General features: G+C 58.4%; 18 protein-coding genes. 11 read left to right on the top strand and 7 right to left on the bottom strand.

Features of this window, described 5'->3' with window-relative positions:
* Positions 1-29 precede the first annotated feature (29 nt).
* The gene (locus VGI36_18025) at positions 30-731 is read left to right on the top strand and encodes an SOS response-associated peptidase (protein HEY2487047.1); all 702 of its coding nucleotides are present in this window, start codon (positions 30-32) and stop codon (positions 729-731) included.
* A gap of 111 nt (positions 732-842) precedes the next feature.
* Here VGI36_18025 and VGI36_18020 read toward each other — a convergent pair whose 3' ends face one another.
* Positions 843-2,567, bottom strand: coding sequence for an amidohydrolase family protein (locus tag VGI36_18020; protein HEY2487046.1), 1,725 nt, complete (start codon positions 2,565-2,567; stop codon positions 843-845).
* Between the two features lie 465 nt (positions 2,568-3,032).
* Between VGI36_18020 and VGI36_18015 the strand changes: the two genes are divergently transcribed.
* On the top strand, positions 3,033-5,792 hold the full coding sequence (locus VGI36_18015; GenBank protein HEY2487045.1) for a serine hydrolase domain-containing protein: 2,760 nt from the start codon (positions 3,033-3,035) through the stop codon (positions 5,790-5,792).
* A 376-nt stretch (positions 5,793-6,168) separates the two neighbouring features.
* Here the strand turns inward: VGI36_18015 and VGI36_18010 are convergent, their stop codons facing one another.
* The gene (locus VGI36_18010) at positions 6,169-7,119 is read right to left on the bottom strand and encodes a UbiA prenyltransferase family protein (GenBank protein ID HEY2487044.1); all 951 of its coding nucleotides are present in this window, start codon (positions 7,117-7,119) and stop codon (positions 6,169-6,171) included.
* A gap of 5 nt (positions 7,120-7,124) precedes the next feature.
* Complete coding sequence (locus VGI36_18005) at positions 7,125-8,912, bottom strand: hypothetical protein (protein ID HEY2487043.1); 1,788 nt, start codon at positions 8,910-8,912, stop codon at positions 7,125-7,127.
* A gap of 208 nt (positions 8,913-9,120) precedes the next feature.
* Here VGI36_18005 and VGI36_18000 point away from each other — a divergent pair, with 208 nt between their 5' ends.
* From VGI36_18000 to VGI36_17990, 3 genes are all read left to right on the top strand, one after another.
* A complete protein-coding gene (locus tag VGI36_18000) occupies positions 9,121-9,780 on the top strand; it encodes a TetR/AcrR family transcriptional regulator (GenBank protein HEY2487042.1) in 660 nt (219 codons plus the stop codon).
* A 522-nt stretch (positions 9,781-10,302) separates the two neighbouring features.
* Complete coding sequence (locus tag VGI36_17995) at positions 10,303-11,430, top strand: VIT1/CCC1 transporter family protein (GenBank protein ID HEY2487041.1); 1,128 nt, start codon at positions 10,303-10,305, stop codon at positions 11,428-11,430.
* A 277-nt stretch (positions 11,431-11,707) separates the two neighbouring features.
* Positions 11,708-12,535 (top strand): GNAT family N-acetyltransferase, encoded by an 828-nt coding sequence (locus VGI36_17990; GenBank protein HEY2487040.1) that lies wholly within the window; start codon positions 11,708-11,710, stop codon positions 12,533-12,535.
* Positions 12,536-12,573: 38 nt separating this feature from the next.
* On the opposite strand, the gene VGI36_17985 is transcribed toward VGI36_17990, so the two are convergent.
* Both VGI36_17985 and VGI36_17980 read right to left on the bottom strand, forming a co-directional pair.
* Positions 12,574-13,755: an amidohydrolase family protein gene (locus VGI36_17985; GenBank protein HEY2487039.1), complete on the bottom strand. Its 1,182-nt coding sequence runs from the start codon at positions 13,753-13,755 to the stop codon at positions 12,574-12,576.
* Between the two features lie 355 nt (positions 13,756-14,110).
* On the bottom strand, positions 14,111-14,545 hold the full coding sequence (locus tag VGI36_17980; GenBank protein ID HEY2487038.1) for a DUF4231 domain-containing protein: 435 nt from the start codon (positions 14,543-14,545) through the stop codon (positions 14,111-14,113).
* A 295-nt stretch (positions 14,546-14,840) separates the two neighbouring features.
* Between VGI36_17980 and VGI36_17975 the strand changes: the two genes are divergently transcribed.
* The 5 genes from VGI36_17975 to VGI36_17955 all read left to right on the top strand — a co-directional run bounded on the left by VGI36_17975 (position 14,841) and on the right by VGI36_17955 (position 18,682).
* Positions 14,841-14,984 (top strand): hypothetical protein, encoded by a 144-nt coding sequence (locus VGI36_17975; GenBank protein ID HEY2487037.1) that lies wholly within the window; start codon positions 14,841-14,843, stop codon positions 14,982-14,984.
* Positions 14,985-15,511: 527 nt separating this feature from the next.
* On the top strand, positions 15,512-15,952 hold the full coding sequence (locus VGI36_17970) for a hypothetical protein (protein ID HEY2487036.1): 441 nt from the start codon (positions 15,512-15,514) through the stop codon (positions 15,950-15,952).
* Between the two features lie 57 nt (positions 15,953-16,009).
* Entirely contained in the window at positions 16,010-16,363 is a 354-nt protein-coding gene (locus tag VGI36_17965; protein HEY2487035.1) for a hypothetical protein, read from the top strand.
* 19 nt (positions 16,364-16,382) lie between these two features.
* Complete coding sequence (locus VGI36_17960) at positions 16,383-17,279, top strand: hypothetical protein (GenBank protein ID HEY2487034.1); 897 nt, start codon at positions 16,383-16,385, stop codon at positions 17,277-17,279.
* 359 nt (positions 17,280-17,638) lie between these two features.
* Positions 17,639-18,682: an LLM class flavin-dependent oxidoreductase gene (locus VGI36_17955; protein HEY2487033.1), complete on the top strand. Its 1,044-nt coding sequence runs from the start codon at positions 17,639-17,641 to the stop codon at positions 18,680-18,682.
* Positions 18,683-19,370: 688 nt separating this feature from the next.
* Here VGI36_17955 and VGI36_17950 read toward each other — a convergent pair.
* Entirely contained in the window at positions 19,371-20,600 is a 1,230-nt protein-coding gene (locus tag VGI36_17950) for a CoA transferase (GenBank protein HEY2487032.1), read from the bottom strand.
* Positions 20,601-20,994: 394 nt separating this feature from the next.
* A complete protein-coding gene (locus VGI36_17945) occupies positions 20,995-21,759 on the bottom strand; it encodes a hypothetical protein (GenBank protein HEY2487031.1) in 765 nt (254 codons plus the stop codon).
* A gap of 651 nt (positions 21,760-22,410) precedes the next feature.
* Between VGI36_17945 and VGI36_17940 the strand changes: the two genes are divergently transcribed.
* Positions 22,411-22,575: a hypothetical protein gene (locus VGI36_17940; protein ID HEY2487030.1), complete on the top strand. Its 165-nt coding sequence runs from the start codon at positions 22,411-22,413 to the stop codon at positions 22,573-22,575.
* Positions 22,576-22,729 lie beyond the last annotated feature (154 nt).

Here is a 22,729-nt window from a genome sequence, read left to right as displayed (position 1 = left end):
AAAGCCACGGAAAACGAGGGCTACCGATCATGTGCGGGCGCTTCACCTTAACCCGTCGAGACCGGCGCGAACTTGCTGCGTTGCTGGGCGTGGACGAAAAGGATCTGCGCGACTACCAGCCGCACTACAATATCGCGCCCCTGCAGGATCACTTCGTGATCCGATCCAAGTACGAAAGGCGCGAGCTCCTTCCAGCGCGGTGGGGTCTTGTGAACAGCTGGGCGGCCAATACCAGCTCGGCAGCTTCGTGCATCAACGCCAAGGCGGAAACGCTTGAGAAGCTACCATCCTTCAAGGACGCGTTTGCGAAGCGCCGCTGCCTAGTTCCTGCCGATGGTTTCTATGAATGGCGCGGGCGCAAGGACAACCGCGAACCGCTCTGGATTCACTCAGCCAATGGTGGGTTGCTCTGGTTGGCCGGACTTTACGAGTCGTGGCAGCCGGAACCGGGCCATTGGCAGCGAACCTTCACCATCATCACGATCAGAGCGAATGGGCTGATCGAACCCATTCACGATCGAATGCCCGTGATCTTCAATGAACGAGATGCCGAAGACTGGATGAATCCTGGCGAACGAGATCCTCTGCGACTGAAATCGCTACTGGTGCCGGCTCCCGACGACAACCTCGTCCTGAGTCCAGCGTCATCACTGGTGAACAACGTGAAGAATGACGGGCCGGAGCTGCTCATCCCCGATCGAGCCATCCCGGTGCAACGGAGCCTTTTTTAGAAAGCCGATCGAGCTTCGCGGCTCATGGGCTTCTCTGACCGTAAAGGATGGCCCCGACGGAGGTCCTCTTCAGCACGTCGCGGAAAGCGGTCAGCGGGGCGGCTCTCGAACCTAGCCGCGTCCGTGTCGCAGCAGCTTGCCTGGCGTCGCGCCGGTGGGTTTGCCGTCCTCGAATGTGAGCTCGCCATTCACGATGATCGCGCGATAGCCACGGGCGCGCTGGACTCTGCGCCATTCCCCTCCCGGCAAATCGTGCACAATCTCACCCGCCAGCTCGCCCTCGACGCCGAGTTGGTTGAGGTCATAAACCACGACATCGGCCCATCCCCCTTCGCGCAAGGTTCCACGATCGCGAAATCCCGCCGCGTGCGCGGGCAGTGCGGAGAGCCGATAGTGTGCTTCTTCGAGCGTGAGCCGCTGCTCATCCCGCACCAGCCACTGCAGGAAATCTGTCGTGTAGGCGCCGCCCAGGAAGTACTTCATGTGCGCGCCGCCGTCCGACACCCCGGGAATCGTATAGGGCGAGCCCGTAATCAGCTCCGCCATGTGCTCCGAATTGCTGCACGGCACTGGGCCGCGAAACTCGGTCTTGAGCGCGCCCGCGATCGAAAGATCGATCATAACTTCGACCGGCTGCTTGGTCTCTTCGCGCGCGATGTCGCCGATGCTGCGTCCGACGTATTTCTCGAGTTCGGGTCGATCGTTGACCCACTGCACGATGAGCGTGTGCAACGCGCCGCCGTTGGCCTTGTAGACCTCGCGCACCCGATGCTCCTCGGACTCACGAATCGCTCGCTCGCGCCACCCCGGATCCTTCATCCGCGCGATCCGATCGGCTACCGGACCGAACATCACCGCCCTCCAAGCCGGGATGCCGTCCCAGAAATTCCAGCCCTCAAGCGAAAATGAAAAGCCGCTGCGCATCGTGAAGGTCTGTCCGAACATCTCAAGTCCGCGCGCTCGGCAACGCTCGATCCATTCCATGCTGCGTCGATGAATTCGCGGGTTCTTGGTGTCGGCCGCGATTACGTTGTACAACACCGGCCGCCGCGCCTCTTCCGCCAAGCGCTCCTGGAAGGCCAAGTCCTCTTTGGGATTGATCACTTGCGTAATCTGGATGATCCCCTCGTCGCGCTCGCGCAGGACGCGCGCGAGATTGAGGATATCCTCGTCGCACATGGTGTCCGTGACCATCGGGGTGCCGTCAAAATCAGGCTGGGGCGAATTGGGCCCAAGCCGCTGGATCGAAAAGCCGCCCAGACCCGCGTCCATGCCCTGGTCAAACAGCTGCCGCATCTCTGCCCGCTCGGCCTCGGTAGCCGGGCGCGATTTGGCGGCCTCGAGCCCCATCACATAGACCATCAGCGAGGCGGTTGGCAGATACTGAATGCAGTTCACCCCCTTGGACGCGCGCTCCAGCGAGTCGAGATATTCGGGAATGGTTTCCCAATCCCAATTCATCCCCGCGCGCATCGTCTCAATCGGGATCGCCTCATTGCGCGTCATCGTGAGCATCGAACGCTCGCGATCCTCGCGCTTGACCGGTGCGAAACCGAACCCGCAATTGCCGAGCACCACGGAGGTTACGCCGTGCCACCCCGAATAAGTGCACCACGGATCCCAGCGAATCTGGGCGTCGTAATGCGTGTGGAGATCCACGAAACCTGGGGCGACGATGAGACCGTCAGCGTCGATCGTCTTGCGAGCGAAGCCAGGCACTCGTCCACCGAGCTGGGCGATTCGGCCGTTCCTGATCCATACGTCACCTCGATAGCGAGGGACGCGTGTCCCATCGACAATCGTTCCGCTCTTGATGTGAATATCGAAGTCTACCATCGGGCTCTCCCTTCCAAACCGGGTTGACAGCGCCTTGACGATGACAATTGTGTCTATACTACTTGATAGCCATTCTCGACAATCTATCCGTGAGTCCGGCGCCTGCTGACGCCAAAAGCACACAGATCTCTTGCGATTGGGTCGCGGACTTGGGTGCGCCTGGCTCGTAGGAGGCTCGCGCGATCGGCTCCGTTCCCGTACCGCTCTCTGGAAGGCGGCTTTCCCAAACCCCGTTTGGGACACTCAACACCGACAAAGGGGCAGCCCGTACCGATCCCCCCTGCTTTTAACGACCGCTCTTGTTTGGCGCGTACCGATGCTATCTTCGCAGCGCCACAGCTTTGCTATGGCTATGGTCTCGCGATGTGCTCGCGATGGTGCAAACCACTGATTGCTCTCCTGGCGCTGCTTGCCGGTGTGGCATGGAGCGTTTTTGCTCAGAACAGCGCTCTCGATGGTGACTGGTTGGCAAACCTCCAGACCGGCGATCAGTTTCAGCACCTCACCTTGCACGTCACGCAGGGATTCTCCGGATCTTTGGCTGTCTCGCTAGAAGGGATCGGCAGGAGCGACTGGGACTATCCCGGCCAGGGCATAGTGCGCACTGGGCACGTCGACTTTCACATCTTCATTGCGGACGCCAGCTTCGATGGAACGCTGAGTTCCGACGGCCAGAAGATGAGCGGAACCTGGACCGAGGGCGTGCCGGCGCCGCTGGAGTTCACGCGCCAACCCGGCCGCGGCTCGCCAGCCCGCACCTTCGAACCGACCCCCATCCCAGCCCCGGCCATCTCCCCGGTTGCGCTCACCGATCTCAAACCCATCCTCGATCGTGAGATGCGGCCGGTGGTCGAAAATGGATTACTCCGCAAAACGCTCGGAGGCGGGGTCGTTGTTGGTGTGCTCAATCGTGGCCAGCGGCGGATCTTCAGCTATGGCAGCGCCCAGCCCGACTCGATTTTCGAGATCGCCTCGATCACCAAAACCTTCACCGGTCTTGCGCTGGCGCAGATGGTCGCCCAGAGCAAAGTGGCGCTCGACGCGCCGGTGCGCTCGCTGCTGCCCGGACTGTCGATCGCCCCCTCCACTGGTACAGAAATCACGTTGCTCGATCTCGCGACGCATTATTCAGGTTTGCCTTCCGATCCGGACAATCTCTGGCCATTCAATCCGCAAAACCCATACGCGAGCTACGACAGCGCTCGGCTACTCGAATTCATCAGGAGCCGGGGTCTCACGAAGCCAAACGACACCGCATATATGTACTGCAATTTAGGCTACGGCCTGCTCGGATATGCGCTCGCGCAGCGGGCTGGCGTTTCCTACGAGCAGCTCATCAGAACCCAGATAACCGAACCGCTTCATCTGGACGATACCGTCGTCACTCTCTCGCCCGAACAGCGAAAACGCCTGCTGCAGGGTTATGACTCGGATTTCAATCGCGCCAGCACCTGGGATTTCGGTGTCCTTGATGGAGAGGGCGCACTCAAGTCCACCGCCTCCGACCTGCTCACCTATCTCGACGCGAATCTGCACCCGGAGAAATACGCGGCGGAGGCGCCGCCCGGCACCCCGCGAGCAACCCTGCCGGCTGCGACAGCGATCGATCATCAGCTGCGCGGGGATGCGGACCCGGGCGATAAAATCGCGCTGGCGTGGTTTTTCCACGAGCAGCCTCGCTACTTCAGCCACGACGGAAAAAGCGGCGGCTACAATTCGCGCGTGGCATTCTATCCGGAGAAGGATCGCGCGATCGTCGTGCTCTACAACCGCGACCATCTGAGCCCGGCCGGCCTTTCACAGCTGGTCAACCGAATTTCAGACAATGTCGACGAGCTGATGAGTGGCCGCCCCGCCACCCGTATCGATTTCGTCTATCAGGACGAGCGCACCCTAAGACCCACCAACCAGACCATCGCATCCGCGCAGCGGGCCAAAGATCTACGGCGCTCTGCTGCGCTCGTAGCTGCAGTGCCATTGCCGACGCCGGAAGCTCTTCAGACATCACCCCCAATCCCGGGTATGAACATCGACCTGAGCAACGTAGCCTCGTATGCGCAATTTCTTCCTTCGGCTGCCGAACTCGCCACCGACCACGGCTTCACCATGCGAATCGTTCCGACCGAGAAACTCGATTGGTCTAGTGGTTTCAGCTCCGAGACCGAGAAGTATTCGGCCCAGGTCGGACTCGATCGCGACGACCACATAACCAACTACGTCGCAGGCATGCCGTTTCCGATCGTTAGCATCGACGATCCCAAAGCCGCGGTTAAAATCGCATACAACTGGCACATGGGACCCTTCATGCCCGACGATTTTTCACTGGCACCGTGGGGCAGCTTTGCCTACCTGAGCATGGATTCGTCGGTTTCCTTCGCTTCCCAGGACGACAACAATTACGTCTGCGACCATTTCAGCTTTCTCCGCTATGCCCATCGGACGGAAGTCGATCCGCGCCCCACACTCGGAACCAATCCAGACGGTGTGGAGTGGAAAGCGCGATGCGATGGATGGAGCAGCGAAACTCATCGCCAAAATCTGGGCGCGAAAGGGATCTGGATTCGCTATGTAGACCCGACCAAAGTCGACAAGTTCTACTGGTACAACTGGCGGATTCCTGGGAGAGGCGGGAACACCGACTCCTGGGACGCGCTCGACCAGGGCTGCCGTTCGTGTCATCAGCCCTACTGGGCCTATGCGCTCCCGAAAACTGAAGAGTTCTCTTATCGACTACTGGGAACCACTTCGATGCTCGCTTGTCTCACTGCCGAACACGAACCCGCCGGCATCGTGATGACCGGGAGCAGCCAGCGGTTGGGAAGCGAGCCCTTTCAGCTTAGGCAGGCCTACATTCTCGAGATGATCCCGCTCCTCCCAGGTTTCGAGAATCTTCGCAACATTGTCTATCTCGACACCGAATCCTATGTCTGGCTGGGTGCGGAATTCTTCGATGGAACCGAGAGGACGGAATCTGCGTTTCCTCTCTGGCGCGCGCTTCCTGCATCCTCAGGTGGATTTCACTTCGAGTTGGCCGGCGAATTCTACTTCCCCACCGGTGCGGACAACACACGCCACGCGGCGCTCAACGGGTTTCCATTCATGAGCGGCGCCCCGAAGCTGTTCTTTCGCACCCTCGCACCCGCCCACGGTGGATTCTCTCAGCAGATAAACACCGGCAGGCTCACCGAGTCAGACTTCGACTACAAAACACTCCTGCCCCATTAGACGGCGAGCGAGCGTGCAAGTATTAGTCTGCCGCGTGCATACACGGAACCATCGGCCGCAAACCAAGGGGCTTGTGGTCGAAACGCTTTCGTTTGGCGGCAAATCCACAATAAGAATTCGGATCGATTGGGCGCCAGTGTGCGTACCGCCGAGCCGGACCGGACAGACACTCTGATTGGTTCGGCGAAGATCGATTCCCCGCCGACGAGATATTTGCAAGAGAGCTATGAGAGCGCCTCAAGCTAACCAATGAAGGGGAGATACCGTAACTGACGAACGTTCGCGCATCATTACAGCAGATTGTTCATCCGCAATTAGTCAGTCGACGCTTCTGGGTTGTTCGAATCCCGGCTGCATGAAAAATCGCGGCTCAGTACTAAAAGTAGAGCAAGATCACGTCGGCTGCGATCCACAAGAGCACCGTCAGTAACAGCGGTGTGTCGCGAATCAAAGTACGTGCAGGATCCCCTCCTTCGTTGCGCGCGTCGATCAGGTAGAGGTACCGCAGTATACCGAACGCGACAAAGGGTAGCGTCAAATACAGGTACTGCGTTCCGAGCTTCGCTTCGACTTCCGCCGAGACGGTGTAGATCATGTAGCTGACCAGCGTCGCGACGATCGCGAGCATCTGATCGATAAGGGGAACGCTGTATTGCGCCAGCACGTCGCGATGCGTCCCTGCGCGGTCGCCCATCGCTACCAGTTCATGTCTGCGCCTGCCGAGTACCAGCAGCATCGCCAGCACAAAGGTGATGAAGACGAGCCACGGCGACACTACCGCACCGATCGCGACCCCACCTCCGAATGCGCGCAGCACGAACCCAATAGCTACCGCGACCACGTCAAGCACCACGTACTGCTTGGCCCACAGTGAATATCCGACCTGAAGAGCGACGTAGAGCGCGGCAATCCCGAGGAAGTAGCGCCCGAGTGCGATGCTCAAGAGCGTCGCAATTGCGCCGAGCGCGATGGCGAAACAGGCGGCTTGCGCGATCGTAAGGTCGCCCCGCGCCAGAGGCCGATCGCGCTTTTCAGGGTTTAGGCGGTCAGCTTCTCGATCGGAAATGTCGTTGAGTACATACGCGAAGCTCGACAGGGCGCAGAATGCGACCAGCGCGACCGCGGTCAGGACCGCATCGCGCGGGTGAAAGAGCCGGTGGCTGAAGATGAGCGCTGCGAGCACCAACCCGTTTTTGACCCACTGCCAGGGGCGCGCGAGCACGATGAGGGCGAACCCTGTGCCACGTTTCGTCGCATACCTCTCCGGCGCCACATCGACAACGGGAGAACTCACCTGCCTGTCAGTGGCCGGGAGTTGCGCAGCCATTTCACTCAGAAGATCCCGCGCTCGGGGAAGAACGTCTCGGTCTGGCCGATGCCCGGTGGAGTCCAGGGAAGGTACACGCCGTCGTGCCAGCTCATCCAGCGCAACGAAGGATCTTCGAGCGGTACCGGGAAGTCGTACCGCACCTGCTCGGGGTCGCCTTGCGCGTCCAGTGCCTCGACCACGACCGAGAGACCCGGCAGCTCGAAGCGCTGCCCCAGCGAAAAGTGATCATTTTGACTGCGTACGTAGCGACTGAATGCAGTCGGAAAGAATCCCTTGGGGAAACGTACTTGTAGCGAGCGAGGTGCGACGCGCGTGACCTCCAGCGTGCCGCCTGTCGAGAGGGCGCGCAGGTGTCGCGGCGTCGGCAGGTTGTCTAGGCGACGTACGGCCCAAATCGAGGTGACGAGGTAGATGTGGTCGGGTGGGTTAACCAGCACCAGATCCTGCGACGCGATTTGCGCATCGCTGGGTACACTCGCCATCGCGCGGTTCATCCGGGAGTCGACGGTTGTCTGGTAGCCGAGCCGGGCGATCCCGAGTAACGGGGCGGCAATCACATGGAGCAGAAGAAGTAGCAGAGTCGCGATCCACGCAAATCCTTTCCAGACGCGCGGCGCATCGAGCGAACCTGCGAAAACAGCCTGCGCAAGTTGCGCGAGAAGCGCCATCGAGCCCAGGCCGACGAAACCCAGCAAGCGATTTTCCGGACCAACGGCGCCAATCGGCACCAACGAAAGCACCAGACCAAGGCCCCAGAAGCGCGCCACGCGATCGCGCAGGATGAGCTGACTGAAGAGCACCACCACAATCGCGGCGACCACGAAGCTGAAGACGCTCAGATGGAAGTACGCCGATGAGCCGGGTGCGGGGCCCATGCTCATCTCGGCCGGGAGCGGCGACCATTGTCCCATCATCAGGAATGCGGCGCGCCGACAAAACGAACCCGCGAAGCCGAGCGGATCACGAGCCGGGTCCACGTAAAAACCAGAGCCGTGCGAACCGAAATTCCCGAGCTTGTAGATCAATGCCCACGCGCCTAGCACTCCGCCGTGAGGCAGAAGCCGCGCGAGCCTGGCTCGAATGTCGTCTTGGTCAACGGTCACCGCGTAGGAAAACAGGTAGGCTACGGTCCCCAACCCCATCTCGCCGGCGGATAGCGCGAGCGCCAGCATCAAAATGCTGAGCCACCGCATCACCCCGCGTCCGTGCTTTCGCCAGCGAACGAATCCGAGCACACTCAAGAATCCAAAGCCGCAGGCAATCAAGGCATTGCGGTTGGCCAGGTATGAGGCAGGCACGGCATGCGCGCCGTCCAGCGCGTACATGAGGGACGCCAGCCCAGCGACCCAGGTCGCGCCGATCACTTCACGATAGAGAAGCGCGGCAACCAAGACAGCCGCCGACAGCCAGAGCAGGCTGTGCAGGTGCATCAGCGCCGGATAGTTCGGCCACAGGCGATAATCGAGCATCATGGTAAGCGTGCTCGCATAGCGCAGAAATGCCTGATGCAGGTCCGGCGAGCCCCACCACGGCATGGTGCCGAAATCCATCTGCGCCAGATTGTGTGCGCGATCGCTGTATTGGATGAAGGTATTGATCGGTTTGGAATCGCCGAAACCGAGGAGCGTGGCGCGCTGAAAACAATCATCCATCTCCCAGCCGGCGCTCAGCGCGGGCAACATCCCGATGGCTGCCAGGATAGCGACCACCAGCGGCATCCACCGGCTCGCGAGGGCAGTAGTGGTGCCGGCCGCAACCCGCTGGGCGAACGACCGCGGATTCGATCCCACCGCCTCGGCCCCAGGCGTATGTCCGAATTGATCGGCTGAAGCTCTCTTCGACTGTGCCGTCGACTTTTCCATAATCGTGAAGTAGACTAAATATATATGGTCTACTTAAGTCAACGCAGGGAAACCGCTGCGCACGCGACCGGCGGAAAGATCTCGGTTTTCAGCCCGAGGTTCCCTTCTCGACTTTCGATGTGTAAGTGATCGGGTGATGGGCTTACGGGAGGAGAAGAAAGCCGAGCAGCGGCGCGCGATTCTGGATACGGCGGCCGCGCTGTTTCGAAAACGAGGTTACGAGGAGACCCGCGTCCGCGACATCGTTGACCGCCTGCGCATCAGCGAGGTCACATTCTTCAACTACTTTCCCACCAAGGGCGCCCTGATAATGGCGTTCGCGGTGGATATGCTCGAGTACTCAATCGCATCGGCCAAACGCGAACTCGAACGCCACGATATCAGCATACCGGACCGTATTCGGGCTCTGATCCGCGTGTGGGCGACATCGTGGGACGAAGATCCTGAGTTTCATGGGCTGGTTGCAAAGCAATCGAGGTTGATGACCGACGCGACCGGCGTTCTGCGCGATAAATCTTTTCAGCTCTACGAGCAATACCAACGACTGTTCGCCGAAGGCCAAAAGCGCGGAGAAATCCGCACCGATATGAAGCCGTTGCATCTCGCGGAAATGATGGAGGGCATGCTCATCCTTGTTGCCGGCAACTGGGTTAGCGGATGGTGGGAAAATCGGTCCGACTCCCTTGAAGAGCGTTTCATGAATGCCATGACTATCTTTCTGGAAGGATGCGCGGCGCCCAAACCGGCGAAATCTCAAGCCCCCGTCCCGGTCGGAAAGTGGGAAGATTTCGAGTGATTCGTTAACGTTCCTGCATCTTTTTTTTTGCTATCGCCTACCGACGTCCGCGGACACGCAGGGCCTCTGGCGTGGCTTTGCGCACGCTCGCACCTTAGTCTTAGGAGTCAGGCTTCGCGCGCACAAAACTCGTACCAACGGCAAAGGTCATCGTGCTCTGCTCGCTCACGCGGCAATTTCACTTTGCTTCCAACTGGGCCAAGGAGGTCCAGATTAACGCGGATGAGTTTTGCTCCAATTCCTAGCCGCTACGAAACAATTACAGCCGAGAAACAAATGCGAGCTTGACGGAACATTGTAGAACGTCAAACTCAACTCCCGACCCTTTTTCGTCGCTTTTGGAATTTTCAGCAGAGATCGTTGCGGCTTTTGAGTGGACCATTTCCTGACTTATGCTCGGCTTGCGGGTGCAACAGCGGGACCCTGAATTGAATCAAAGGCAGAAGCCCAGAATAGGATTCTTTCAACCAAGCGCGGCCATGACCGCGTTTGCCAAACGACCATGCGCGATGGATCACGGCTGTGAAAAACACTACCGACATAAAGCGATTTCGTGAGAATTGGCAAGATGAGGTCGACAGTGCGGCCGAGTATCGTAACCTCGCAGCGGTCGAGCCGGATCCGAAGATCGCCGAAGTATATTCGAACCTCGCCCGGATGGAAGAAGCCCACGTCGCCTTTTGGGAAGATCGACTTCGCCTTGCGGGGGCCGCTTTAGGCGAACGACTCCCTTCCTGGCGCAGTCGAATATTGGGGTGGGTCGCGAGACGTTTCGGCCCCGAAGCGGTTCTCTCTACCATCGCCGCAAAAGAAGCCGCCGGTAGGAACGGGTACGCAGGTCAGGCGGAAACCCGCGGGACACAGATGAGCTCACAAGAACGCTGGCACGCACTCGTTCTGGGCAAACTGGTAGAAACCCAGCCGCGCGGCCTTAGCGGTAGCTTTCTCTCCCGTCTCGAAGGCCGTCATCGGGCGGTCGGAGGTAACGCACTTCGTGCTGCGGTCCTCGGCGCAAACGACGGCCTTTGCTCGAATTTGAGCCTGGTGATGGGCGTGGCAGGTGCTGCGATCAGTTCCCACGGAATTCTCACGACAGGCATCGCTGGCCTTCTCGCGGGCGCTTGCTCGATGGCCCTTGGCGAGTGGGTCTCGGTGACGAGCTCACGAGAGCTTGCAGAACGCGAGATTCGTATTGAGTCCGGCGAGCTTATGGAAGACCCGGTGGGTGAGGGTGAAGAGCTCCAGCTCATCTATGAAGCGAAGGGACTCTCTGGTGAGGAAGCCAAACGGGTTGTTGAGCAAGTCCTTAAGGACAAGGGGGCGGCGCTCGACGCGCTGGCCCGCGAGGAACTGGGCATCGACCCGACGGAATTGGGCGGGTCGGCGGGCGAGGCGGCATTGGCGTCATTTCTGCTTTTCTCGGTCGGCGCAATCATCCCTATCCTGCCATTCCTATTGCCGGGATATCGGGTCGCAATTATTGCGAGCTTGCTCGTGAGCAGCGTTTCCTTGTTCGCTATCGGCGCCGCGATCACAATCTTCACCGGAGTTGCGGTCTGGCGCTCGGGAGGACGACAACTCCTGCTGGGTCTCGCCGCGGCAGGCCTCACCTTCACCATTGGTCACCTCATCGGTGTGACGCTCGGGTGATGAAAACCGCGGGCTTGAGTTGTCGCTACTGACTGAAGAGTGGTAGATTTCTAATGCCTCAATGGTTCCTCCGATGATTCGGTAAGCAATCCTTTCCCTCGTCTGAACACCTGCGTTTCGAAGCGGCGGTATCAAACTGACCGGCGGGGATCGCTTATGAATCAAATCATTACGCGCGCCTATGCTGGCGCGGCGGACCTGAACCTACTAAATCGAATTCGCGCGGAAAGCCTCTAAGGCTCGCTGGCCGCAGTCCACGTACAAGAAGGTCGGCGACGTGGTGTGGAGCGGATACGGATTGGAGCACTCGGACAACTTGCGGCTCTGGTTCGATGCCGAAGACTTGATTGCCTACGCATGCTTTGAGCCGCCGATGAGCTTGGAGTTCGACCTTATGCCCGGCCTCGCACGGTACGATCCAGTAGGCCGCGAAATTCTAAAGTGGGGTGAGAGTTACCGCCAGACTTCCAGGCAGTCTGGAAAAGAGACTGTTCCCAAAGCGCTGGCGATGCTCGGGTACGAAGCAGTCACTTTGACGATGTCGCTCGAGAGTGACGTTCAGAGGACTTCGCTCTTGCAGCGGCGCGGCTACGCGCGGAGCGGTGGTTTCGATGTCCTTTACAGACGTAGTCTTGAAGATCTCCTTCCTACGCCAGAGCATGGACCATGGCTGCGGCTCAGAGATGCGACGAATGCGGACTTGTGGGAGCGCGTGGACGTTCATCGCGATGCATGGTCAGTGTGGGGGCTTTCAGCTGCCACTGTTGAAAACTACCGGCGCCTGCGAAACGCTCCAATCTACGATCCCGAGCTCGACGTAGTGCTGGAAGACGATAGCGGCCGGTTCGTCGCTTACTGCATCGGATGGCTGGATATGGCAAACCGCTTCGGCCATTTCGAGCCGGTCGGCTGCCGGCCGGCTTTCACTGGACGCGGGTATGCGCGAGCGGTGGTTAATGAGTGTATGCGCCGGATGCAGGCGCGCGGGATGCATACCGCTCTGGTCTCAACTGCGAGCGTTAACCAGCCTGCACGCGCTCTATACCAGTCCTGCGGTTTCGTTGAGGCGGATCGCGCGTATCACTACACAAAACGCGGCGATTGATGCTCTGTTCTGCGAGATCGCTAGACTCCTTCGTTGGCTCATTTGGGCTCAACGATCTCGGCACGGCGCGCTACCTCGCCCTCAAGTGCTGTTCCCTTGAAGAAGTGGCGATTATTCGCGGTCCAGAATGCAACCGCATTATCGAACAAAAACGAACGCAAAGACCCTTCGTCGATCACTCCGTGTTCAACGAGTTCGTATGACTCTTCGGCGATTTTGGACATATCCGACACATCCCAATGACCGATATCGGATCCGTAGAGCGGCTTCAGCTTTGCATCGAACGGGATCCCGCGAGGATTGAACGCCATAGCTGTGAGTGGATCGTCGCCTTCACAGCCAAAGTAAAATCTGTCCACGAAAATGTCCCGAATATCTTCTGCGGACCGAATACCGCTCTTTTCAAACTCATCAATCGGCATGTCGGAAGAAGGGCTCATGCCGGGAGTGAAGTCTTGGAGATTCGCCAGTTCGCCATCGGTCTGACGCCGCGCATAACGCGCAACCAAACTGGCGAATAGCTTCTGGTCGACCAGCGCAGGATTCAGAAACTCGTGCATAGCCTTGCCGTTGCGCTTTTGCCAGTGGCTGACCAAATCGCAATAACACATAATCGCCCAAGCAACGCCGCCTTCCAGAAAGCCGAACCGCAACTTCGGGAAACGCATCGGCACTCCTCCCATCAGCAGGCCCTTGCAGATGGCCTCCGCGCTGGCGGCGAAACTGCCGACATGGTTGTAAACGTAATTACTGTGTGACTGACGGCTGCCCCATGTGTAACCCAGGGAGTGAAACGTTGGCGCAATGCCGAGCTCTTGGCACTTAGCCCAAAACGGGTCGTAGTCGTAATCGCTGTCGATTCCATATACGTCGAGAGTATATGCGAACCGAGCAGCTTCTCGATATTTTCGAGCAACTATCGGAATTGGCCGCTTCACGAAGCTGGCCACCATCGCGCTTTTCATCCCGAGCTCTTTGACGGAGTATTCGAGCTCTTCGATTGCTTCCTGGGGCGTATGCATGGGAATGACGGCGGCGGCCGTCAGACGATCGCTGAATCCCGCAGCCATATCCGCGCGCATTCGATTCAACGCGCGGCATGACGCTCGCCGGAGCTCCTCGTCTTCTATACCGATCAGCGAAAAGCCAATCGTAGTGTAGAGGACAGTGTAATCGAGCCCGAGTTCATCCAGTCGTTCATACAGCAATCCGGGCAGCATAGCGGTGGCACGATCCAGCGTATTGGCGGCCGGCATTCCCCACCATGGCCCGCGTGTTATTCCGAGATCTCGGGCTTCAGCCAGGCTCTCGCCGCGGATCACCAGACCGTATCCGCCTCCCGAAGCAGCAAATCGTTCTGCTGTCTTGGACCCGCCCTCTGATTTGATGTATTCGGCCAATACGTGCGGATTTTCTATCGTGTGTCCATCGGAATCGATGATAGGATGGTTAAGACGGGCACGGATTTTTTGTGACTTGGAAACATGACGTGTGGCTGTCTTGTTCATGTCGCCCTCCCGCAGGCAGGTCTTATTGTTCTCTCGAAGCTCCTGAATTTTGCGGTCTGCCCGATACTCACGTCCTCGCCAACGAATCGGAGGGTGCGCCTTGCGGAGGCATCTGTTGGCCACTTGCCCACTTTGCGTGCTCCTGCGACACCAACGATTCGATTCTTTCGGCGAGCAGAGAGTGCGCGTCCTGAGCTACAGCGTAAGGGCCGGCATGTCCAAGAAACAGAAACTTCTCGTGCCTCAAACTCTCGGACGTCGATCGGTAAAGTATCCAATTGGTTTGCAGTTGGTAAAGTTGTTGAATTCCCTCAATCACCACGATTGCGGCGCCTAGCGCAGCGGTGATCGTCTGGCTAAGCTTCGCTTCCATCGGCACGGTCGTCAGAAAAGGTATGGTCGCAGCGGCTACTATGGTGACGATCTTTAAGATATTGAAGTATCTCTTCTGCTGTGCACCCTTGTGGTCGTACCAGTTTAATTTGATCCTCGAGTCGTTCAAGGGTCGGATCGTTGGCGGGCGGCAACACTGCCATAGGCACAGCACCTCCGCGACCGTCCCCTAAATTAGAGTACGGGGCGTGACTGCGAAGAACCATATCCAAAGCGATAGGTATCCACCAGAGCGGGTCGCCATTGGAAAATCTGTTCGAGCCAAGCCTAGGCCGATGGCACAGACCCTAGACCATATTAAGTTGGGAAGCGCCTGAAACGGCGCTGAGGCCCATCAATCGCCAACCCTAGATTTCGCGGCCACCAAAACATTGAGTCCAAAACTGACACCTGTGCGGTTGGCAATGGATGGTATGTCACAGAAGCTGGCGGAAGGGTTCGTCGTCGAAATAGTTAGCCGCAGAGGAGAGCAGACGGTGTTCTTTCTACGTCGCCTGTTGGGAACACCGGTCGCGATTCTTGCCCTGATCACTACGGGGTTTCACTGACTCAAGAAATCCCCCATTTGCCCCGCGAGATAGCGGTTGGGTTGCGAGCGAGAGTCTGCCCATCTCACACTAGAACCGATAATTTGGTCTCGGTCCCCTGCTCTCCCCTTCTACCCACTAAAATTGAGGCCAAGGTATTTGAAATCAATGGTCGCTTGGCTTCCACCTCTGTCGCTGATCGCTGGCGCTCGCCAATCTCGTATAACAGGTCAGCCTGCGATGGATGGTCGCCTTGCCTGCCTGCCGCCGCCCGCGCGCAATCGCGATGCAGAGCGATTCGAGCTCGCGAACCAGTGTGGAAGCAACGGAGGCCACTGATCGGGGTGTCGATAAGCGACCGCGAATATCCAGATTTGTTGACAGGCGCGTTGACGCAATAGCGAATTATGCTTCGTACTGGGCAACGCGTGAAGGCTTGCCCAGACCGGAGTCGTTAGACAGCAGCGTACCGACTGGCACCTTCGATTCCTCCGTCTTGCGACTCCCATGGCAATGCGATAGGGGCAAATCCATCGTGAGAAATTCCGATGAAGGATGTGCTCGTTTTCATCGGCTTCTTCGCAACCATTCTACTGGTTGCTCTTCTAATTCCTGCGCTCCTTGTTGCTGGCTATCTGCGAGCGCGCCGTAAAGGCTATCGCGCTCCCTCCGCCGCGCTCGTCTCTTTGGTCGGAAGTGCGGCGGGCATCTTGGCCGCTTACAAACTGATTGGGAAGTTGCCCCCGCGGTCTTTAGCGGTCCCGTTCGTGCTTTTCTGGGGTGCAGTCCTCGGCACGGCCCTCGTCATAAGGTTTCTCATTAGCGTCATGCCTAAGCGCAATCCTCGGGTCTTCGGCCGACGACGGCCGCGCTTTCCGTTCGTCACAACTGGATGGGCCTTGATCGCGGTAGGGGTACTGGTCTGTGTTTACTCTTTTATCTCGTGGGCCATTGGCAAGGCGCCCAGCTCAGTAGCCCCGATTCGCTAGGGGTACTGGGCTTCGCCATCGTCTTTGGCGGATACCTTATCTATGTGTTGCCGGCGCGTGAGTGCAGCCAAGTCGCTCGAGGAGGTCGCACAGACGGATCCTCGACAACCAGTGCTCTACCTCCGTCCGTTTAACCAAGAGTCCGAGTTCTTCGTCAGCGGCCCGAAGTCGCAATATGGCCAATACGCCAGGGGCTTCCAACTATTTGTGATAAACATGGATTTTCGCGAAGACGCTTCGGATGACGATCCCACAGTGGGTATTCGATTTGAAGACTACTTCACCGACGCGCTTGAGGCTCGCATCGGCCCGTTCTGCGCCCTCGGCAATCCAGAAGACGATACGCTGCCCGAGGAGGCGGTTCGGACCTATGCGACGGACACGGACGGAAGGATCATCTGTCGCGGCTAGCTAAAGATCGTCTTGCATCGTGGCTGAACCAGCCGGTTCGGACAATCTACGTTGGGAATTCGAGTACCTCCGCGGCGAAGGGCTTCACCAGAAGCTATTCATCCTGACGCGTCCACCCAGCGCCGGCAACACGGCGACCGACGCGTTCTACGGACTAGTCGCGTTTCTGAAGGGAGTTCGCCCGGTTACTTGGCGGAGCTTCTCTGAAACCCTGGGCGCCCTCGGCTACCGGCTGCCCGCCAACCCCGGTCCAGGTGCGGTAGTCACTTTTGACGATTCTGGCGAAGGTGTGATCGTTGCCCGCGGAGCGAACTCACCTCTGGACTATGTCGAACCGGTGCGCACGCGCTTGATCGAAACCCGCGGCTACCCAGCTGAACGGCTCAATCCGCCGCCGAAACCGGAGCTCGATACCCCAAAGCTCGATTCCCAGGCAGCGCCAGCTATCTCGGCCCCGCCCGCGAGGCGTCCTTGGTCGAAAACCCAGGCTTGGGGGCTAGCCGCGATTTTCGGAGTACTGTATTCCGCATTGGCCTTTCGTCCCGCCATTCCTGTGCTTCGCGACATAGAAGTTGCTGGTGGTGCGGACGAGCGGAAAGCGCTGGAGCTCTACAACCGGCAAGAATACTCGAAGGCGCTACCCTATTTCGAGCGGGCAGCTGCGGCGGGAAACACGGGCGCAATGACGCAGCTCGGTTTCATGAACCAGAAGGGTCAGGGTGGTTTCCCTCCGAATGATATAGAGGCTGCACGCTGGTATCGAAAAGCCGCTGACGCGCGCGACCCCAGGCGATGGTCGACTTGGCGGTATTCTATCTGCAAGGGAGGGGCGGCCTGTCTAAAGACTACCAGAGGGCAGTTGATCTCGGCCGAAAGGCCACCGAAGCGAACAACTCCAAAGGAATGTTATTGCTAGCGCTTATGTATGAGAACAGAATGGGCCTTCCCAAGGATCTCGTGGCGGCGAGGGGGCTGTATCAAAAGTCTGCCGACCTCGGCGACAGTTACGCGAAGGCGCAGCTCGAGCGACTCGACAAAGGTTCGAAAGCCCAGCGACGAGAGTAACGCAAAGTTCCCGGTCCTGCAGGGCATCGTCGAATACGATTTCGTCGCGCTCGACTGAGTCAGATACTGCGGACTTGACTTGAAAGAAGCGAAAGACGCTGCTGAAAGAACTGAGCTTGGCAGAACTACTACTCAAAAGAGGCTTCGTGACGATCATGGCCGAGGGCCGGCGCGAGGTCGAGACGAGAGCGTAACGCTGGAGGAGCTGCGATGAAATTCGGTCTGCTGACACTCTTCGATCAATACGCTGAGGAGTGTACCGAGGAGCAGTACTACAAGAACTTCTTCGACGAGGTCAGCTACGCGGAAGAGTTGGGCTTCGATTCGATCTGGATCGGCGAGCATCACTTCTGCCGCTACATCTGCCCTGCGCCACAGATTATCGCCGGCGCGATCGCGCAACGTACCCGGAAAATGCGTATCGGCACGGCGATCGTGCTGCTGCCCCATCACGATCCGATCCGTTTGGCTGAGGATTATGCGCTGGTTGATCTCATTAGTGGCGGCCGCCTTGATCTCGGCGTCGGCCGCGGCTTTATCAAGTCGACGTACGACGGCTTCAACCAATCGATGGATGAGAGCCGCGGTCGCTTCGACGAATGCCTCGATATTATCGAGGGCTCGTGGAGGCAAACGAAATTTTCCTATTCGGGGAAGTTCTACAACGCGAACAACATCACGATTCTGCCCCGACCGTTGCAGAAACCTGCACCACCGGTCTTCATGGCTGCCGCGGCGAGCGAGGAATCATTTGTCGCGGCCGGCAAGCGGGGTCATTCGCTGATGCTCGCGCCCTTCTTCCAATCGCGCCAGCGGCTCAAGGATAACGTCGCGCTCTACAAGGAGACACTGAAGAATTCCGGGTTTCGTGGGCATCCCGAAATCGTGTCGGGTTACCACAGCTTCATCGATGAGACTCCCGCGCTGGCGGAACGCAAGTGGGCCGATCACTACATGCGTTACCTCCATTTCGTGAATGGGCTGATTAGTCCCAACGAGTACACCAGCGGAGATTACAAAGCCTGGCGACGATCCGCTGAAGCTTTTCAGCAAGTGACCTGGAAGCGGATGTATCCGGACCAGGTCATGTGCGGTGACGCGCAACAATGCGTCGATCGCGTCTCACTCATGCAAGAGCAGTACGGTGTGACCCATTTCTGGGTATACATGGATCTCGGCGGTCTGCCGCAGAGCGATCTGCGTGCTTCGATGGAGCGTTTCGCCACCAGGGTCATCCCACAATTCCGGCGTTAACTGTTGGCAGCGTAGAGGTTCAGCTACCGATTTCAACGTCGGGCCGGAAGACTAAGCCTTCCGCAGGGAGCTGCTGTGCTAGGTCGAAAAGAACGTTCCAGGGACTAGCGCGACCACGGCCGAGATGGCTGATCCGGAGACGAGTACGGAATTTGAGTGTCGCCGCGACAAGGCACGCAAGATGCCCGCCGAGATCTACAGCTAGTTCATCGAGAGTTTCGAGACCGCCGATCTGAAAGATGTCAAGGCGCTGCGCGACCACCTGAGCAAATGAAGTGCGCAAAGTGCGGAATTGAAAAATCGAGAGGGGCGCGAGTTTTGCGCGAAATGCGCCGCCCTGCTCGCACACCCTGTGTCCGCGATGCGTTGCTTGGAACGAACGCGACGAGTGTGGGCATCCGCCTCAGAGTGACCAGGTTGCCACCGTTGTGAACACTATCTATCGATTGGCCGCTAGTACTTGCTTGATTCCAAGAGAGGATGCCGGAATGGCACCGGGTTTCGGGTGCGCTGGAACCCTGGGGAATGCCCTCTCGGGCGCCGATGATTGCGGTCGGCTTGTGCCGAAACAAGGTGGGGACTGCCCCAGTCGCTCCTAGAGGGAGGTTCTGTCTCGCCTCTGGCACCGTCTTCGGCCTGCGTAGCGCGCCTGTACTTTGAGATCTCCCCGGCCCTAAGTATTTGCGGGTCACGAATCTTTGCCAGCGCTGAACAGGATCCCGGCGCGGGTTAGTTGCTCGATTTTTTCTTTAGAGTACCCCAGGACTTCGCGCAGGACCCATTCATTGTCCGCGCCAAGCGATGGGGCGGGTCCGTTAACCTCGACTATTGAATCCGAGAAACGAAACGGGGCTTTCGGTAACTTGAGAGTTCCGACGCCCGGCTGTTCGATCTCCTGCAGCGTGTTCCGCGCGAGGTTGTGCGGATCGTTCATAACGCCCTCCGTATCAAGCACCGGCGTGCAGAGGATATGCGCCTTCTGGATCAGGGCGATCGGTTCGTCGCGGGTGGGGAAGGATTGCAGCCATTCCTCGACGATCCGGATGAGCTCAAGCCGATTGGCGTTGCGACGGTCAGAGGTATCGAAGCGCGGATCGGTCGCAAGCTCCGGCCTGCCCATCAGCGTCGCGAATGTTTCGAATTGGTGAATCAGCACCGTAAGTGCGATGTAACCGTCACGCGCTTTGAAGATGCCGCATGGCGTCAGGCTGACAAGATGAGCACCCGTGCGCATCGGGTGATAGCTTGGGCCGAGAAAGCTGCGGGTCGTGATAAGCGAACTGGTGAGGTGGATCAGCGTATCGGTCAGCGCGAGGTCGATATACTGTCCTCGCCCGGTGCGTTCGCGATGATAGAGCGCAGCCGAGACCGCGGCGAAGATGTGGACACCCCCAATACTGTCGGCAAGGGTTCCGCCCCCTGGATAGAGCGGTGAGCCATCAGCGTATCCGACCATATTGAGAAGGCCGCTGGCCGCCAGTGCGATAAGATCGTTGCCCTGCTTGCTCGCGTTCGGACCCGTCTGACCAAAGCCCGAGAGCGAGCACATGATGAGCTGCGCATTCAGAGGATGCAGGGCCTCGTAGCTAACACCATACTTGGCCAGGACGCCGGGGGTCCAATTCTCGACAAGGACGTCGGCGCCGCGCACGAGATCACGCATCAGATCGGCCCCTTCGGGCCGTTTGAGGTCGAGGCCGACGCTGCGCTTGCCGCGGTTCTCGTCGAGAAAGACCGTACACTGCCCTTCGGGCAGTCCGTAATAGCGCATCATGTCACCGCGCGGAGCAAGCTCGAGCTTGATTACTTCGGCGCCGAGATCCGACATCAACTTGCATGCCAGCGGCCCGGCAACATACTGCGTGAGGTCTAGGATGCGGAGACCGGAAAAGATTCCACGCTTCGACGAATCAGCCATCGGCTATGCTCCTCTGAAGCGGAAGGCCCTCGCGCCGTCTAGCATGAGCTCGGCGAAGCCTCAAAGGGTCGAGCCGCATTATTCGCGTTTTGCTTGGCGCTACATTTCTTCGATCACAGACTGATCGTTGGTGTAGACGCAGATTTCGGCAGCGATCTTCACGACGTCTTCTCCGATCTGGCGCCTGAGATCCTAGGCGAAACCGATCAGAACGCGCGCCGTCGAGGGCGCATAGTTCCAACCACTGTCTCTGAGCCGAGTTGAGGACCGCGATTGTCCGATGTGCAGCGATCACGGTTGCGCTCTTCTCCTATTGCGAGGAAGTGCAGTCAGAAGGTGGCGGTCAAGACACGAATCGCCGAAAGAGAAACCGGACGAACATCCTTGCCGAAGGTCATTTTTGCAGCGACTGAAGGAGCCTGGCAAGATTTTGTGGTTGAACGCGAATAACCCCGGCCCGTGGACTGTCAATATCTGCTATCAGCGCAAGCGACAGCGAGATCGTCACAGGCAAGATAGTTACGAGCAAGCCTTTCCGAACTTTCCCTTTGACCCCGTAACCCTGCACTACACAACCAAATAGAGCAATCAGGATCATCAGAAACCACACTTCAATGGGGATATGGTTGATCCGTGCCGCCTCAGTGTAATCTTGTGAGTTGAGCACGTCGTTCATCCCAGTGACGATGATAGCGCCTATAGGTGTCGGCTTATCCCTGGGTACCTGAGTTGCGAGTTCCCATAGCTCGGATTGGAGAGCTGCAGTATCACGTCCGATCCGTGCGAGCTCCTGCGATTTCCGCGTCTGGTAATCTTCCAGTCTCAAACGGGTGTATCGCACCAATGCAGCCTTGATCTGCGCCTTGGCTGAAGCATCCGCCAAATTCGATCGTGCGTATTCGGTACCGATGGCGTTGGCTTCCTCTTCCTCCAGATTCTTGCGCTGGTCATAACGACTGACCGCCATCGAGAGACTGAAACCGATGACCAGCGCGAGCAAGGTAAAGGTTGCCGTCTGTACCACATTGAAGTTGTCCCGTTCGTCGTCGGGAAGTGGCACAACTCGCCGAAGAATAACCGCGCCAAATGCTACCGCTGCGCTGAAGAGCACTAGAAGCACAATGAACAAAACGGCCGGGTCGCTGACGAATGCCTCCATACGATGCCTCCGACACTGGCTTGCCAATCATCTTCAAGAAAGTCACGCGGGCGTTTGCGGAAGGGAGTTTGGGTTCAGTTAACTACCCGTCAGCTCTGCCATCCTCCTACCTCTGCATAGGTGACCTATGACGTAGTACAAGATAAAAGGTAGTGCGGTACCATACCATGGATCCGCGATATTATGCCCGGAATTCGGAACTTCTTCGTCGTCGGAAGGCGGTTCGGAGAGCGCAGGGTATGGTACCGTGGAGAGTCGCCCTCGCATCGTACTCAGGACGATATTCTCCACTTCTGATTCGCGATTTCTCTTGGGTGATTTTTCCCTTCACGCATCGCGCCTCGGGGGGCTAGAACAAGGCGATTCGGGTAATGGCGAGTTTTCGGTTTATGTTTACGGCGAGCCTCACGGTCGGGGCTCCGCTAGCGGACCTTACGAGCACCGCGGTCGGTGTGTGCAAGACGATCGCCGCCGGTTCGCTGATCCTTCTCGCGGCGGCAACGGCGTTAGTGTTGTCGTCGGCATTAGACGCGCCGAGGAACTCTCAAGCTCAGGTGTCTCCGTGGCCTGTGAAACGACCGAACGCGAAGAGGATAGCTTCGTCAAACATCAGCAAAGGAGTAGTCACTGCTGGACTCATCTAACATTGCAGTGAGCATTCGCAGAGTTGATGCGGCGGTCGGCGACGTCGAGGCGTATCGAGAGCTCCGCATCAAGCTATGGCCGATGATCGACGAAGAGAATCGACGAGAAACCGCGCAACAGCTCGCCGCGCCTGAGAAATGGGCGGTATTTCTTGCACGAGACGACTTGTGACAGCCACTTGGTTTTGTGGAGGTGCGGCTGCGCGAGTATGCGGAGGGTGCGACCACTTCCCCGGTCGGATTTCTAGAGGGTTGGTACGTACTCGCGGAGGCGCGTAGGAGAGGCATCGGTCGGAGACTGGTGGAGGCCGGGGAAGAATGGGCAC

This window comes from Candidatus Binataceae bacterium (assembly GCA_036495685.1).
GTDB lineage: Bacteria > Desulfobacterota > Binatia > Binatales > Binataceae > JAFAHS01.
This window is presented reverse-complemented; position numbering and strand designations above follow the sequence as displayed.

Bases quoted from the DNA above. Each gene is read 5' to 3' on its own strand.
- VGI36_18025 (HEY2487047.1), top strand. From the start codon at position 30: ATGTGCGGGCGCTTCACCTTAACCCGTCGAGACCGGCGCGAACTTGCT.
- VGI36_18020 (HEY2487046.1), bottom strand. From the start codon at position 2,567: ATGGTAGACTTCGATATTCACATCAAGAGCGGAACGATTGTCGATGGG.
- VGI36_18010 (HEY2487044.1), bottom strand. From the start codon at position 7,119: ATGGCTGCGCAACTCCCGGCCACTGACAGGCAGGTGAGTTCTCCCGTT.
- VGI36_18000 (HEY2487042.1), top strand. From the start codon at position 9,121: ATGGGCTTACGGGAGGAGAAGAAAGCCGAGCAGCGGCGCGCGATTCTG.
- VGI36_17985 (HEY2487039.1), bottom strand. From the start codon at position 13,755: ATGCTGCCCGGATTGCTGTATGAACGACTGGATGAACTCGGGCTCGAT.
- VGI36_17975 (HEY2487037.1), top strand. From the start codon at position 14,841: ATGGATGGTATGTCACAGAAGCTGGCGGAAGGGTTCGTCGTCGAAATA.
- VGI36_17970 (HEY2487036.1), top strand. From the start codon at position 15,512: ATGAAGGATGTGCTCGTTTTCATCGGCTTCTTCGCAACCATTCTACTG.
- VGI36_17955 (HEY2487033.1), top strand. From the start codon at position 17,639: ATGAAATTCGGTCTGCTGACACTCTTCGATCAATACGCTGAGGAGTGT.
- VGI36_17950 (HEY2487032.1), bottom strand. From the start codon at position 20,600: ATGGCTGATTCGTCGAAGCGTGGAATCTTTTCCGGTCTCCGCATCCTA.
- VGI36_17945 (HEY2487031.1), bottom strand. From the start codon at position 21,759: ATGGAGGCATTCGTCAGCGACCCGGCCGTTTTGTTCATTGTGCTTCTA.